Genomic DNA, 14325 nt, shown 5'->3' with positions numbered 1-14325 from the left:
TTATTTGTGTCTCCACATCCTGCGGCATTTCTTGGTCTGGACATAGGCTCCACCACTGTCAAGCTGGCGCTTCTTGATACCGAGGGTATGGTTATTGAAACCATGTACCGTCGTCATGGAACCGCCGTTCGCGCCACGTTATCCGCTCTTTTGGATGAACTGGCACAAAAATATCCTCTTTTGCCGGTGCGTTGCGCCATCACCGGTTCGGGCGCGCTGGATCTTGGCCAGGCCCTGTCTTTACCTTTTGAACAGGAACTGCTGGCCACGGCCCGCGCCGTATCGGCTGCGGCTCCACAAACCACCGTTGCTGTCGAACTCGGCGGCGAAGACGCCAAGCTGCTGTACCTTGGGCAGGATGTGGAACTGCGCATGAACGAATCCTGCGCCGGAGGAACCGGGGCCTTTATCGACCAGATGGCCCGTCTGCTCAGCACTGATGCGCAAGGACTCAATGAACTGGCCGCGCAGCACACCACTCTTTACCCCATTGCTTCACGTTGCGGCGTGTTCGCCAAAACGGATATTGTGCCCCTGCTGAATGGCGGGGTAGCGCGGGAAGACATCGCGGCCTCCATATTTCAGGCCGTGGTTGAACAAACCATTGGCGGCCTGGCTTGTGGCCGCCCCATTGAAGGCACAGTGGCCTTTCTTGGTGGGCCATTGCATTTTTTGCCGGAGTTGAAAAAACTTTTTATTGCGGCCCTGCATCTGGAAGATGACGAAATTGCCTGTCTGCCGCATGCCCAGTGTGCCGCCGCCCACGGTGCGGCTTTGTGCATGAAGGACAGGCAAGGCGAAACCCCGCTGGTTCGCCTGGACGAACTGGCCCGTCAGGCCCGCAATCTGGCTTGCGAAGCCCTGCCTCCTCTGACCAAGGCACTGCCACGCTTTTTTCGTGATTCTGCCGAATATGAAATCTTCAGAAAACGGCACTCCGACGACCGCCTCCCCCGATGCGATCTGAACAAGGCGACCGGCCCCCTGTATCTGGGGCTTGACCTCGGGTCCACCACGGTCAAGGCCGCGCTCATAGACGCGCAGCAGCGCATGCTGGCATCGTGTTACGTGTCCAATGGGGGCAACCCCCTGCAAGTTCTTCTGCCGCCTCTTGCCGACATGCTTGAGCAGATTCCTCCACAGGCCTGGCTTGCAGGCACGGCCGCCACTGGCTATGGGGCGCAGCTTGCCGAGGCGGCGCTCAAGCTTGACTGCGTCACAGTGGAAACGCTGGCGCACTTCAAAGCCGCGCATCGTATTGTGCCTGAAGTGAGTTATGTCATAGACATCGGCGGTCAGGACATGAAGTGCCTCAAGGCCGAAAACGGCGTTATCGCGGATGTGAGCCTTAACGAGGCCTGTTCCGCAGGCTGCGGGGCTTTTCTTGAAAGCTTCGCCCTGGGGCTTGGCATGCGTATGGAGGAATTTGTCGAGGCTGCCCTGTATGCCGAACATCCGGCTGACCTTGGCTCGCGCTGTACGGTATTCATGAACTCAAAGGTCACGCAAGCCCAGAAAGAAGGCATGAAAGCGGCCGATATTGCGGCTGGCCTCTGCTATTCTGTTGTTCGCAACGCTTTGGACAAGGTGCTGCGCATCAAGGATACCGATGAACTGGGGCAGCATGTGGTGGTGCAGGGAGGCTCATTCCTCAATGACGCATTGCTTTGCGCCATGGAGCGCACCCTGGGGCATAGCGTACACCGGCCGGCCTCTTCAGGGCTTATGGGGGCCTATGGGGCTGCCCTGACAGCGCTTGAGGCCTGCCCTGCCAATGAAGTGCGTTACTCCCCCCTGACAGCCGAGGGCCTTCGCAATTTTGAGATGCGCAGCCGCAGTTTTCGTTGCCGCGACTGCGGGAACAACTGCCTGCTGACCGAAACGCGCTTTTCGCACGGAACGCGCCATTTTTCAGGCAACCGCTGCGACAAGTTCGCCAATACCACTGGCAAAAAAACGGCCGCCGGACAAAATCTTTATGACTGGAAGCGTCAGCGGCTCTTCCGCTATGAACCGCTGCCCCTTGAACGCGCGCCACGGGGAGTTCTGGGCATACCGAGGGTGCTGACCGTATATTCGCACTATCCTTTCTGGTTCACCCTTTTCACCAGCCTTGGATTCAGGGTCGAGCTTTCCCCGCCGACCAGCCGTGCGCTTTTTGCCCGGGGCCTGGCCTCCGTGCCTTCGCAAAGCGTCTGCTATCCTGCCAAGCTGGCCCATGGGCATGTGCTTTCGCTTGTTGAAAAAGGAATCTCGCGCATATTCATGCCCTGCATTCCCCGTGAGTCCAAAGAATTTGAAGAAATGTGCGATGCTTTTTCCTGCCCTGTGGCCTGCGGTTATCCACAGGTGGTACGCGAAAACCTGCCGGAACTGGTCAATGGCAAGGCCCTCATGTACGCGCCTTTTGTGAATCTCAACCACACGGGATCCCTGGTGCGTAACCTCTGTCAGGAAATGGACCTGCCCAGGGGGGAAGTGCGCGCCGCTGTCCGCGTGGCCCGGCAGGAGCAGGAAAATTATTTGCGCGAACTGCGGGATGAAGCAGAAAAGCTCTACGCCGCAACACGCCGTCAGGGCGGAACATTGGTGGTGCTGGCAGGCCGCCCCTATCATGCCGACCCGCAGGTGCACCACGGTTTGCCGGACTTTATCGCGTCGCTCGGGGCTACGGTTATAAGCGAGGACGCCCTGCCTCGCCACTGGCTGCGCAAAATTCCCGTGCCGGGGCTGCGCGTCCGCAACCAGTGGACATACCCTGCCAGGCTCTACCGGGCCGCGTCATGGGCCGCTCAGGGAGAGCACGGCACATGCAGGGTTGAGCTTGTGCAGCTTACCTCATTTGGCTGCGGCCTTGACGCCATTACTTCCGACCAGATACGCGAGCAGCTGCACCAGCATGGCAAGCTGTATACCCTTATCAAGATGGATGAGGGCAACGCGCTCGCTTCGGCCCGTATCCGCATTCGCTCACTACTGGCCGTGGCAGAAGGACGCGGCAAGGGCGTACAGACGTTCATTCCGCCCCCCTCGGCGCCCGTTTTTTCCAAAAAAGACGCCCACTCGCACCTGATTCTTGTCCCGCAAATGGCTCCGCTGCATTTTCCCTTGATCACCGAAGGTATTGTGGGCAGTGGACACATGGTAAAACTGCTGCCCACGGTAACTTCCGAAGCCATCAGCCTGGGGCAGGCCTATGTAAACAATGATGCCTGCTATCCGGCCATTGTGGCTATCGGCCAATTGCTGCACGCGCTGCAAAGCGGCGAGCATGATCCCCACCGTACAGCCCTCCTTCTCTCACAGACCTGCGGGCCATGCCGCGCCAGCAATTATCCGGCCCTATTGCGCAAGGCCCTGCTTGAGTGCGGTTTTGCATCGGTTCCGGTGCTCACCATGAGCACATCCGGTGTTGACAGTCATCCGGGTTTCAGGCCCAGCCGCGCCATGCTGCACAAAATGGTGCTGGGCATGCTGGCCGGAGACATGCTGCAACGTCTTTCGCTGCATACGCAGACCTATGAGCGCCGTGCAGGAGACACAGCCGAAAGGATTGATCATTGGCTGCGCACATTGACCCCCATTGTGCGGCATGGCGATGATCTGGCCTTCAGTCGCAGTATGGAACGCCTTGTGCGCGATTTTGAGCAGATCGGCTGCGATGTGGACCACCGGCCGCGCGTTGCCGTGGTCGGCGAAATTCTTCTTACCTACCATCCTGACGCCAATCGGCATATTGTGGATATCATCCGGCAGGAAGGAGGCGAACCCCTGCTGCCCGATATTACAAACTTCATGCTGTATTGCCTGAGGGATTCCATTTACGACTGGCAACGCCAGGGCGGCAGCGCCCTGGGTGCGCTGGGCAGCACTCTGGCTATCAAAAAAGTGGAAAATTTGCGCAAAAGCATGCGGGAGGCTCTGGCAGGCTCTCCCCTTGCGGACAGGGTCATGCCCGTGGCCCATCTGGACACGCTGGCCCGTATGGGCGAGAGCATGCTGTCACTGGGCAACGCTGCTGGCGAGGGCTGGCTTTTGCCGGCAGAGATGCTGGAATTTCTCAACCACGGGGCAAAGGACATTCTGTGCCTTCAGCCTTTCGGCTGCCTGCCCAATCATGTGGTTGGCCGTGGAGCGTTCAAGACAGTGCGCCGGGCGGCCCCCCAGGCCAACATCATGGCCATTGACTATGATCCGGGCAGCAGTGAGGCCAATCAACTGAACCGCATCCGTCTGTTTATGGCCATTGCCAGAGACATGGCGCGCAAGCAGGGATTTTTACGGCTGGGCGACCTTCAGGATCAGTCAGATTTTGCCAAAAAACTTTGCGGCGTAAGATAGAGCAGTTTACGAATGAAATGAGTTAAATGCTCTGCAAGGATTTTTCTGAAAATCCTTGCCACGAAATGCGAGTAGGCGGGCTTTTGCCTGCCGTACGCGAGCATTTCAAGTGTTAAATGCTCTAGTTGCCGGACCACGGCACGATATAAGAAAGCACTGATTAAAGAGCCTGTTGGCAACGCGCAGTTGTTTCGTTTGGCAAGGCGCGATCTTTATTTGAAGCAGGAATGGACTCTTCCGTCCTCGACGGTTTCAAAAAAAAGAAAGCAACGCCGCCAACAACACCGCCAAACAGAATAAAATCAGCGTTTCCATAATAAAAACGGGTGGGATATGGCCGTACTGGCACATTCCCACCCGTTATAGTTTTTTGTGTCGCCGAACGGTTATTCGCGCGGGGGCAATTCGCGACCGCCTTCTTCAAGACGTTGCAAAAATTTGTCGCGGCATTCATAGCTGCAAAAATGGTGGACAAGTTCACCATCGCGCACAGAAATATTGCCTTCGGCAGAAACGTAGGTACCGCATTCCGGGTCCTTGACCATTTCTCCGGCAGCTATCTTGCGTTCCATTTCGGCCGCATTTTCTTCATTGTTTTCTTTTTTCTTTTTCAGCACATCATTGGCGAAAAGACGATACAGGGCGTAGACCGCCAATATCAAAATAAGCCACTTCAACATCTGTCGTGCTCCTTAGGCTCATGCAGGGCATCGGGCCAAAAAATCTGGAGTTTGCGGCTGGGCAACCTGCCTGCAAGCCGATGAAGACCCTACCACAGAGAGTTCTTGCCGTCACTGAGAAATTCTTTGTCCATCCTTTTCAAATTTCAGGCGCGAAAGCCAGTCCGCAGCAGAGATCCCGTCAATATGGATGCCAGGGGCAACGTCCAGCAGAGGCACCAGGGCAAATGCGCGTTGGGTTAGCCGGGGATGCGGCACAAGACAGTGCGCATCGTCGCTGCGCTGTTGACCAAAAAGCAATAAATCCGCATCAATGGTTCTTGGTCCGAAGCGCAGGGCAGGATCAGCGTTGCGTACACGGCCTAGACTGGCCTCCACTTGCAGCAAAGCCTCCACAAATGCGCAAGGATGCCAGCTCGGCGCCACAAAAAGTTCAACCACCTGGTTCAAAAACCATGGTTGATCGGCAAACCCCTGGGGTTCGGTAGTGTATATGGGTGATACCGCGCCAAGGCGCACATGGGGCAGATTGCCCAGGGCCTCGCGGGCCAGTTGAAGCATGCGCTCCGCGTCCGTGCTGTTGGAGCCCAGGCTCACGTACGCCTGAATTTCTTCACGCATGGTTGAAGCTGTCCTTTTTTCAGTTTGGAATTGAGCAGGTCCGCAACAACACCGTTCTGTCGACGGCATGAGCAGGTGCCAGCCGGAAAGCCCGGCGCGCTGCCCCACGCTCGTCTGCCCCGAAGCGGGTGTGTGGGCATCGGCGCGAGTATATATTTCAATGGTGCTCTGTTCTAGTGGCTGCACGAGCACTTGGCAACAACTTTCGCAAAAGCTTTTTGCCCTGAAACACTCCGGGGGCTACGGTGGCTGACGCCCGCCGTAGCTGGCGTGTGTAAGCGTTGCCACTGGATTTCCGCAAAAATGCATTGCTCTGGCAGCACGCGCCATAAGGATTAAAAGCGCCTGCGAGCATGTATCCAACTGCAGCATCTGTAAAAAACTTGCTCGCGGGGCCTAAGGCGGCTAGCATGCTCACATGACAGAATCCGCAGCATCAGCCACCGTACCCCACTGCCCCTTGGCCGCCCTTCTGCCTTCTTGGCAGGACCATCTGCTGGCCCAGCGTGGCCTGTCGCAGCAGACTGTTCTTTCCTACAGCCAGGACCTCGAGAATTTTTTTCTCTTTCGGCAGGAGCTCTCTGGCGGCGGCAGCATGGGCGCGCAACCCGACGAGCAGGAGGTCTTTCTTTACCTTGCATGGCTGCGCGCACGCCAGAACACGGGGAGAACGCTGGCGCGGCGTTTGTCCGCCCTGCGGGCTTTTTTTGACTTTGCCATGCAGGAAGGCGTCGTCAAGAGCAATCCCGCGCAGTTGATGGACAACCCCAAGCTGCCGCAGCACCTGCCCGAAGTGCTGACCCGCGATGAGATGGAAAAAATGCTGTCGCAGCCCGACATGCGCGAGAGAGGCGGCCAACGCGACCGCTGCATGCTTGAGCTGCTGTATGCGGCAGGACTGCGCGTGTCTGAACTTTGTGATCTGTGTGTGCCGGATCTGGATCTTCAGCGTGGTCTGGTGCGTGTTTTCGGCAAGGGGGCCAAGGAGCGGCTTGTGCCCCTGCACGATTTCATGCAGCGCATGCTTGAAAACTATATCAGTCATTGGCGACCAGCTTTTTCTCCCACAGGCAACCAGCTTTTCGTCAACCGGTCCGGCCATGCGCTCACCCGCCAGTATGTCTGGAAAATGGTAAAAAAATACGCGCTCGCGGCCGACATACGCCGCCCCATTTCCCCCCACACCTTCAGGCATTCTTTCGCGACGCACTTGCTTGAAGGCGGGGCTGACCTGAGGGCGGTGCAACTGCTGCTGGGGCATGCCGACATCAGCGCCACAGAAATTTATACCCATGTTCAGGCCGAGCGTCTGCGCGGCATCCACCGCCAATTCCACCCCCGGAGCCAGATGTGACAGCCGTCAAAGCCACCCTGATCACCTGCCATGCCAATGCGGATTTTGATGCCTTTGCCGCCATGCTTGCGGCCCGTCATCTATACAATCCGTACGTTCTGCTTTTTCCCGGCAGCCAGGAGCGCGGCCTGCAAAAGCTCTATGCCTGCCTTGATACAAAGGCGTACGGCTTTGCCGACAACAGCGATCTTGACTGGGATTCTTTTGACCGCCTGGTGCTTGTGGATACGCGCCAACGCAGTCGGGTGAGCCATGTGTCGCCCCTACTGGAGCGCCCCGGCGTGGCTGTCGAGATGTGGGATCATCATCCAGATTCAGGAGACGACATTCCCTTCGGCACCGTGCATCTGGCCCATATTGGCTCGGTCACAAGCCTTATTGTGCAGCAGTTGCGCGATCGCGGGGTGCGTCTTGAAGCAGAGGACGCCACCCTGTTGGGCCTGGGCATCTACGGTGACACGGGTTCATTCACCTATTCCTCCACCACTCCCGCTGACTTTGAGTCGGCGGCATGGCTGCTTGGCCAGGGTATGGATGTAAACCGCATCAATGACCTGGCCGCGCACGAACTTACCAGTATGCATATTCAGGCCCTCAACAGCCTGCTCGAATCTGCCGAGTCCTTTACCATCAACCGCACACAGGTGGTGCTGGCCGAAGCGGCTATGGAGCACTACCTGGGCGACTTTGCCTATCTGGCGCACCGCCTGATCGAGATGGAGAAATTTCCTGTTCTTTTTGCCATAGGCCTTATGGGCGACCGCATTCAGGTGGTGGCCCGCAGTCGCAGCGATGCCATCAACGTGGGGGATATCTGCGCCGCGCTGGGGGGCGGCGGGCATGCCTACGCGGCCTCTGCCTCCATCCGGCACATGACCATGCATGAAGTTCGGGACGCCATTTTGCGCCAGTTGTACGAACAGGCCCACCCTGACAAGACGGCGCGCGAGTACATGTCCTCCCCTGCCGTGGGGGTTGAGTCCACGGCCACCATCCGCGAGGCCGATGAACTCATGCTGCATTTTGGCCTCAAGGCTGTGCCTGTTTTTACGCCGGGCACCAGAACCTGCAAGGGCCTGCTTGACGCCCAGACTGCCTCTCGTGCCAGCGCGCACGGTCTTGGAGGAGCTCTGGTCGAGGACTACATGCAAGGTGCCGTGCAGACATTGCCGCCTGAAGCCGTTCTCAAGGATCTCACAGCAATCATCGTGGGCGCGCGGCAGCGCCTTGTGCCCATTGTGGAGGCAGACCGGGTCATAGGCGTCGTAACCCGCACAGACCTTATCAATGTCTTTGCTCACGAACAGGACAGCCTGCCGGTGCTCAAGCACTCCCCAAGCAAGGAGCGCCACGTGGGCAAGCTCATACAGGACCGCCTGCCCTCCTCCGTCAAAGACCTTTTGCAGTTGGCAGGAAAACTTGGCAGAGACCTCGGCTTGCCTGTGTACGCAGTGGGCGGTTTTGTGCGGGATTTGCTGTTGAACAGACCCAATCAGGATATTGATCTTGTGGTCGAGGGCAACGGTATCACGCTTGCCAAAGCCCTGGCCGTGGAACTCGGCGGAAGAGTGCGCGAACACCAGGAATTCCTGACGTCCGTGGTTATTTTCAAAGATGAAAAAGGTCAGGAATCGCGCATTGATGTGGCCACAGCCCGGCTGGAATACTATGAATACCCCGCAGCCTTGCCCACGGTGGAGCTTTCGTCCATAAAAATGGATCTTTTCCGGCGGGATTTTTCCATCAATGCCCTGGCGGTGCGGCTGGACAGCACGCCGTTCGGGCAGTTGATAGATTTTTTTGGTGGCCAGCGCGACATCAAGGAGCGCGTCATTCGGGTACTGCATACCCTGAGTTTTGTTGAAGACCCCACGCGCTGTCTGCGGGCCGTACGTTTTGAGCAGCGCTACGATTTTCGCATCGGCGCGGGAGCGGAAAGGCTCATTAAAAACGCTCTGGGCCTCAAGCTTATGGACAAGCTCGCAGGGCCGCGCCTTTTCAGTGAATTCAGGCATATCTGCGATGAGGACAATCCACTGGCCTGTTTGGTGAGGCTTGACCAGTTGGGGATTTTGACCGCCATCGCGCCACAACTTACGCTTATACCGACCCGCAGGGGTTTGTTGCAGGAGCTTCAGGATATGCTGTCCTGGTATCACCTGCTGTATTTTGAAAAAAAACCGCAAGCCTGGCTGGTATATTTTCTGGGCCTCAGCCACGGTCTGCCCTATGCGGAAACATCCGATCTGTACCGCCGCCTGGGGCTGCCGGAAAACAAAAGGGGCGAAATCCTGAACCAGCGGGAGCAAATGCGCACAGTTCGGGGCCGCCTTGAAACCTGGCAACGGCGGCAAGAGGGGCAAGCTCCCAAGATCAGCGCCCTGTGTGAGGTTTTGGCTCCCCTGTCGCTGGAGTCGCTGCTCTACCTCATGGCAGAGACGGAGAATGAACATCTGCAAAAAAGCCTGTCGCGCTATATCACCCAGTGGCAGCACGAAAAAGCCGACATCACGGGTGATGACCTCAAAGCCTTGGATCTGCCCCCCGGCCCCCTGTACAGCCATATTTTACGCACCGCGCTAAAAGCCAAGCTGGATGGCGAAACGCAAGGCCGCGAAGCGCAGCTTGGGCTTGCGCGCGAGCTTATGCGACAGGAGCGGGAGAAAAAAGCCAGCCATCCTTCATAGGAATGAGCCGGGGCACTGTTGAGTTTAAATGTTGAGTTTTTTACTTTCCTTTGTCGGGATTTTTCATTTTTTTCTTGCAGGCGATCAGGAGTTGTTCCTTTAACAGTGTAAAAATGCTGCGGATTCAGTGAGCGACATCAGGCTGGCTGGCGGCTTGCCTCTTGCTCCCGATGGTCAAGCGGTGTATAGAAAAAAAATTATGAAACAATTATGGGCACCTTGGCGTATCGAATACATACTTGGACCAAAACCAGATTCCTGTGTGTTCTGCCTTTCCGCCGACGGACTGGATGACGAGGAACGCCTTGTTCTTTACAGAGGCCGTCACGCCTTTGTCATCATGAATAAATTTCCGTACAACAACGGACACATCATGGTTTGCCCCTACAGGCACGTCATGAATCTTATTGATCTGACCACTGAAGAGGCCCATGAGGTCATGGATCTTCTACAGGTCTGCGCCGGAATTTTAAAAAAGCGTTTTAACTGTGAAGGCATCAACGTCGGCCTCAATCAGGGAGAGGCCGCGGGCGCGGGCATCAGGGAGCATCTGCATTTTCATCTGGTGCCGCGTTGGACTGGGGATTCGTCATTTATGGCAGTCTTTAATGAAGTGCGTACCATGCCCGAGCATCTGAGCCGCAGCTACGCTGCGTTGAAACCCTATTTCACGAAGGACGCCATGGCTGGGGAGCCATGTAGCGCCGGTTCCGTGCCCCATCAGGAAGGTTGAGATCAACCTCGGAATGGTTGATGAAGGAATGGCAGGAAGTTTTTTTGCGTCGCGGCGGCGTGAAAAAACCGGCTGGAGAGCGCAGGCTGTGCCTCACGGGGCGGGCGGCATTCTCAAAAAGCCCGTGAAGATTTTTTGAGATAGCTTTAGCCTGAGGAGTGTGTCTATGCGGTATATCAAGGTTCTCTTGCTGGCCATCGTTTTCTTTCTTGCGCTCGTATTCTTTTTTCAGAATCAAGGGCCTCTTTCACAAGACATGGTGCTCACGCTCCATCTTTTCTTTATCCCGCCCATGCATTCCATTCCCCTGCCTTTCTATTTTCTGGTGATCGCGGCCTTTGCGCTTGGATCATTGCTCACACTGAGCTTCCTTGTGTGGGACAAGCTGAACCTCTCTGCCCGGCTTATGAAGCACAAGTGGCACATCAGCAATCTTGAGCGCGAAATGGCCAAACTGAAAAAGAAGTCAGACGTCGAAGCTTCGAAGCTCAGTTTTCTTCAGAAGAACAAGGAAAAGACCGAAGGCGCTCAGACAGCGGAAACCAAGCCGGTGCAGGCTGCCGAAGAGTCTCTCGTGCCTGATCCCGACAAGCAGTAGAAATTTGTCCTCTGCTTTCCGGCGCTGCCCGATGCCTTTCGGGCAGCGCCATATGCCAATAATTTATGCAACAGAACAACAATTATTGCCCATGAAGCACCACCATGTCTGAGCCCACTATCAAAATGACTCCCATGTTTGAGCATTACATGAGCATCAAGGCTGACTACCCTGATGCTCTGCTTTTTTACCGCATGGGCGATTTTTATGAGCTTTTTTTCAGCGACGCCGAAGTGGCCGCCCGTGAACTCCAGATAACGCTCACGAGCCGCAGCAAGGATACGCAAAATCCCGTTCCCATGTGCGGGGTACCCTGGCACGCCGTTGACGCTTATGTGGCCCAGCTTGTGGACAAAGGCTATCACATTGCCATTTGTGATCAGATTGAAGACCCCAAAACGGCCAAAGGTCTTGTCAAAAGAGCAGTAACCTGCGTCAAGACTCCCGGAACCGTGGTGGATGACGCCAACCTGAACACCAAAAGCCACAATTACCTTGGGGCGCTTTGCCCCGGCACGGACGGAGAGGGAGGCGGTTTCGCCTGGGTGGACGTGTCCACCGGACAATGGAGCGGCGTAGATTTCAAGCGCCAGGCGGAGCTGTGGCAATGGGTACAAAAAATGGCGCCACGCGAGCTGCTGGTGCCCGAAGGCGCACAGCCGCCGCCCCGCACCCTGCTTGAAGGCGTTCGTCTGGTGCGTCAGCCCGTCAGTATTTTTGAACTCAAGCGCGCCACTGATCGGGTGCTTTCGGCTCAGGGCGTACGGGAAGCGGGCGCTCTCGGCCTTGCCGGGCACAATGAGATCATGCGGGCCTGCGGTGCGCTGCTTGCGTACCTTGCGCAAACGCAGATGCGCAGCCCCAAACACCTCAAACCTTTTCAGCGCCTTGATCTGAGTCGCCGTCTTGTGGTGGACGAGGTGACGGAACGCAACCTGGAAATTTTTACACGTCTCAATGGCCGTAAGGGAAAAGGCACGCTGCGGCATGTTATTGATGATACCATGACGCCCATGGGTGGACGCCTGCTTGAAGACATGCTGCGCCATCCGTGGCGTGAAGTTTCGCCCATAACGCGCATCCAGGACGCTGTGGCCTGGCTTTATGCAGACGACGGCCGCCGCTCCGCTTTGCGTGATGCGCTCAACAACGTGTATGACATGGAGCGTCTGTCCACGCGCATCAGCCTGAATCAGGGCAGCCCCCGCGACTTTATTGCCCTGCGCAACAGCCTCGCGGCTTTGCCGCAGGTGTATGCCGTGCTGACGGGCAATCCCGCGCCGTCAATTCTCCAGCGGCCCGATCAGGACGCGGCAGCACAGACTGCCGACCTTGCGGCAACGCCTCCTGGGGCTGTGACCGACATCATCAAGACCTGGGACGCCATGGAGGACTGCACGGCGCTTTTGTTGAGCGCACTTGTGGACAGCCCCCCGCCGGTCATTACGGACGGCGGCCTTTTTAAAAGCGGCTACAACGCTGAACTGGACAGACTGCTTGATCTCGCCGAACACGGCGAACAAAAATTGCAGGCCATGCTCACCGAGGAGCAGACCACAACAGGCATCGCCAAACTCAAACTGGGATATAACCGCGTATTCGGTTACTACTTTGAGGTGTCGCGCGCCGCGCATACCGATGCCATACCCTACCACTTCATTCGCCGCCAGAGCCTTGCCAATGCCGAGCGTTTTACCACTGAAGCGCTCAAGAGCCTTGAAGAAGAGCTGCTTTCAGCATCAGACAAACGCAAGGCTCTGGAGTACAGCCTTTTTCAGGATTTGCGTCAGCACATGGCGCAGCAGCGGGAACGCATCAGCCACATGGCTCAACTGATCGGCCATCTGGACTATTGGCAAAGCCTTGCCCAGGTCGGACGCATCAACAGCTGGTGCCGCCCCGAACTGACTGCGGACGCCAATCTGACCATTCGTGAGGGCCGTCACCCCGTGGTGGAGGCCATGCTTGGCCGCGCCAATTTTGTGCCCAATGATTTTCGCCTGGATGACAAACGCCGTCTGTGCCTGCTTACCGGCCCCAATATGGCGGGCAAATCAACCGTTCTGCGCCAGGTGGGCATCATCTGCCTGCTAGCGCAGATGGGCGCAATGGTTCCGGCCACGTCCGCGCGGCTTGGCCTGGTGGACAGATTGTTCTCGCGCGTGGGGGCTTCTGACAATCTGGCCCAGGGGCAAAGCACCTTTATGGTCGAAATGATGGAAACCGCGCGTATCTTGCGTCAGGCGACACGTCGCAGTCTTATCATTCTGGATGAAATCGGGCGCGGCACCAGCACCTATGACGGCGTGGCCCTGGCCTGGGCCATGGTCGAAGACCTGTCCAGGCGCGCTCAGGGCGAACTGCGTACGCTCTTTGCCACGCACTATCATGAACTTACGGCGCTCGAAGGCCGCGTGGATGGCGTTTTTACAATGAATATAGCCATCAGCGAATATGGCGGCGATATTCTTTTTCTGCACAAGCTTGTGCCTGGCCCTGCGGACAGAAGCTACGGCGTTGAGGTGGCCAGGCTCGCTGGCGTGCCCGGCCCTGTTGTGCAACGTGCGCGGGCCATACTGGCCAATCTTGAACGTGGACGCGATGTTGCGCGCAAGGCGGTAGTCACGGCCGTATGCCTGCCCGGGCTGGATTTGCCCGAACCCAAGCCGACGGAGGACCTGCCCATCCTTCAGGCGGCTCCCCCGAGAGCGGAGCATCCGGTGGTTGAACTGCTGCGGCATATGCAGCCTGAAGAGCTGAGTCCCCTTGACGCGCTGAAAACACTGATGGAATGGAAAAGCCTCTGGGGGACAGCCGCATCTGCTGCTGCATCTGACACCCAGCCGCAAGACGGCCAGCAGACAGCACCGGAAGGAGAAGACCATGGCAGGGGCTAATCCCTGGTCTGTCATCCAGTTCATTGCTGAAAGACGCATTGAAGAAGCCCAGGCACAGGGACTCTTTGACAATTTGCCAGGGCAAGGCAAACCGCTGGAACTGGAGGACACAAGCCATGTGCCCGAGGAACTGCGCATGGCCTACAAAATTTTGAGCAATGCGGGCTGTCTGCCTCCGGAATTGGCTGAACGCAAGGAACTGAGCCGCCTTGTGGACATGCTGGAAAACTGTGAGGACGAACAGGAGCGCGTGCGCCAGATGCAAAAGCTGCGCTTTATGATTGCGCGTGCAAAAATGCGCTGTCAGCGCCATTTGCAGCTTGAGCAGGATGATCCTTACTATGACAGGCTGCTGGACAGGCTGTCCGCGTCAGGCAAAAGAAATCCGCATCCTGCCTGATGTTCTTGCTTTCT

The 14325-nt window shown here is 57.1% G+C and carries 9 protein-coding genes; 7 read left to right on the top strand and 2 right to left on the bottom strand.

Going from position 1 to position 14325, the window contains the following annotated elements; genetic code table 11:
- Positions 1-6: 6 nt before the first annotated feature.
- Positions 7-4341 (top strand): acyl-CoA dehydratase activase-related protein, encoded by a 4335-nt coding sequence (locus tag RBR41_RS02070; protein ID WP_320350611.1) that lies wholly within the window; start codon positions 7-9, stop codon positions 4339-4341.
- Between the two features lie 386 nt (positions 4342-4727).
- Here the strand turns inward: RBR41_RS02070 and RBR41_RS02065 are convergent, their stop codons facing one another.
- Together RBR41_RS02065 and folK are read right to left on the bottom strand one after the other, a co-directional pair.
- Positions 4728-5021 carry a transcriptional regulator gene (locus tag RBR41_RS02065; RefSeq protein ID WP_320350610.1) on the bottom strand — a complete coding sequence of 98 codons (294 nt, stop codon included), beginning with the start codon at positions 5019-5021 and terminating at the stop codon, positions 4728-4730.
- Positions 5022-5132: 111 nt separating this feature from the next.
- Positions 5133-5642: a 2-amino-4-hydroxy-6-hydroxymethyldihydropteridine diphosphokinase gene (gene folK, locus RBR41_RS02060; protein ID WP_320350608.1), complete on the bottom strand. Its 510-nt coding sequence runs from the start codon at positions 5640-5642 to the stop codon at positions 5133-5135.
- Between the two features lie 418 nt (positions 5643-6060).
- Here folK and xerD point away from each other — a divergent pair, with 418 nt between their 5' ends.
- The 6 genes from xerD to RBR41_RS02030 all read left to right on the top strand — a co-directional run bounded on the left by xerD (position 6061) and on the right by RBR41_RS02030 (position 14311).
- Entirely contained in the window at positions 6061-6996 is a 936-nt protein-coding gene (gene xerD, locus RBR41_RS02055) for a site-specific tyrosine recombinase XerD (RefSeq protein ID WP_320350606.1), read from the top strand.
- Positions 6993-9683 carry a CBS domain-containing protein gene (locus RBR41_RS02050; RefSeq protein ID WP_320350604.1) on the top strand — a complete coding sequence of 897 codons (2691 nt, stop codon included), beginning with the start codon at positions 6993-6995 and terminating at the stop codon, positions 9681-9683. The genes xerD and RBR41_RS02050 overlap by 4 nt, the downstream gene beginning before the upstream one ends.
- 199 nt (positions 9684-9882) lie before the next feature.
- Positions 9883-10416: an HIT domain-containing protein gene (locus tag RBR41_RS02045; protein ID WP_320350832.1), complete on the top strand. Its 534-nt coding sequence runs from the start codon at positions 9883-9885 to the stop codon at positions 10414-10416.
- A 166-nt stretch (positions 10417-10582) separates the two neighbouring features.
- Positions 10583-11014 (top strand): LapA family protein, encoded by a 432-nt coding sequence (locus tag RBR41_RS02040; RefSeq protein ID WP_320350603.1) that lies wholly within the window; start codon positions 10583-10585, stop codon positions 11012-11014.
- 104 nt (positions 11015-11118) lie between these two features.
- Positions 11119-13911, top strand: coding sequence for a DNA mismatch repair protein MutS (gene mutS / locus RBR41_RS02035; RefSeq protein WP_320350601.1), 2793 nt, complete (start codon positions 11119-11121; stop codon positions 13909-13911).
- On the top strand, positions 13898-14311 hold the full coding sequence (locus RBR41_RS02030) for a DnaJ family domain-containing protein (RefSeq protein ID WP_320350599.1): 414 nt from the start codon (positions 13898-13900) through the stop codon (positions 14309-14311). The genes mutS and RBR41_RS02030 overlap by 14 nt, the downstream gene beginning before the upstream one ends.
- Positions 14312-14325: the final 14 nt, after the last annotated feature.

The sequence above is a fragment of the Desulfovibrio sp. genome, assembly GCF_034006445.1.
Taxonomy (GTDB): domain Bacteria; phylum Desulfobacterota; class Desulfovibrionia; order Desulfovibrionales; family Desulfovibrionaceae; genus Desulfovibrio.
The sequence above is the reverse complement of the archived record's forward strand: the minus strand, read 5'-3'. Positions and strand labels throughout refer to the sequence as shown.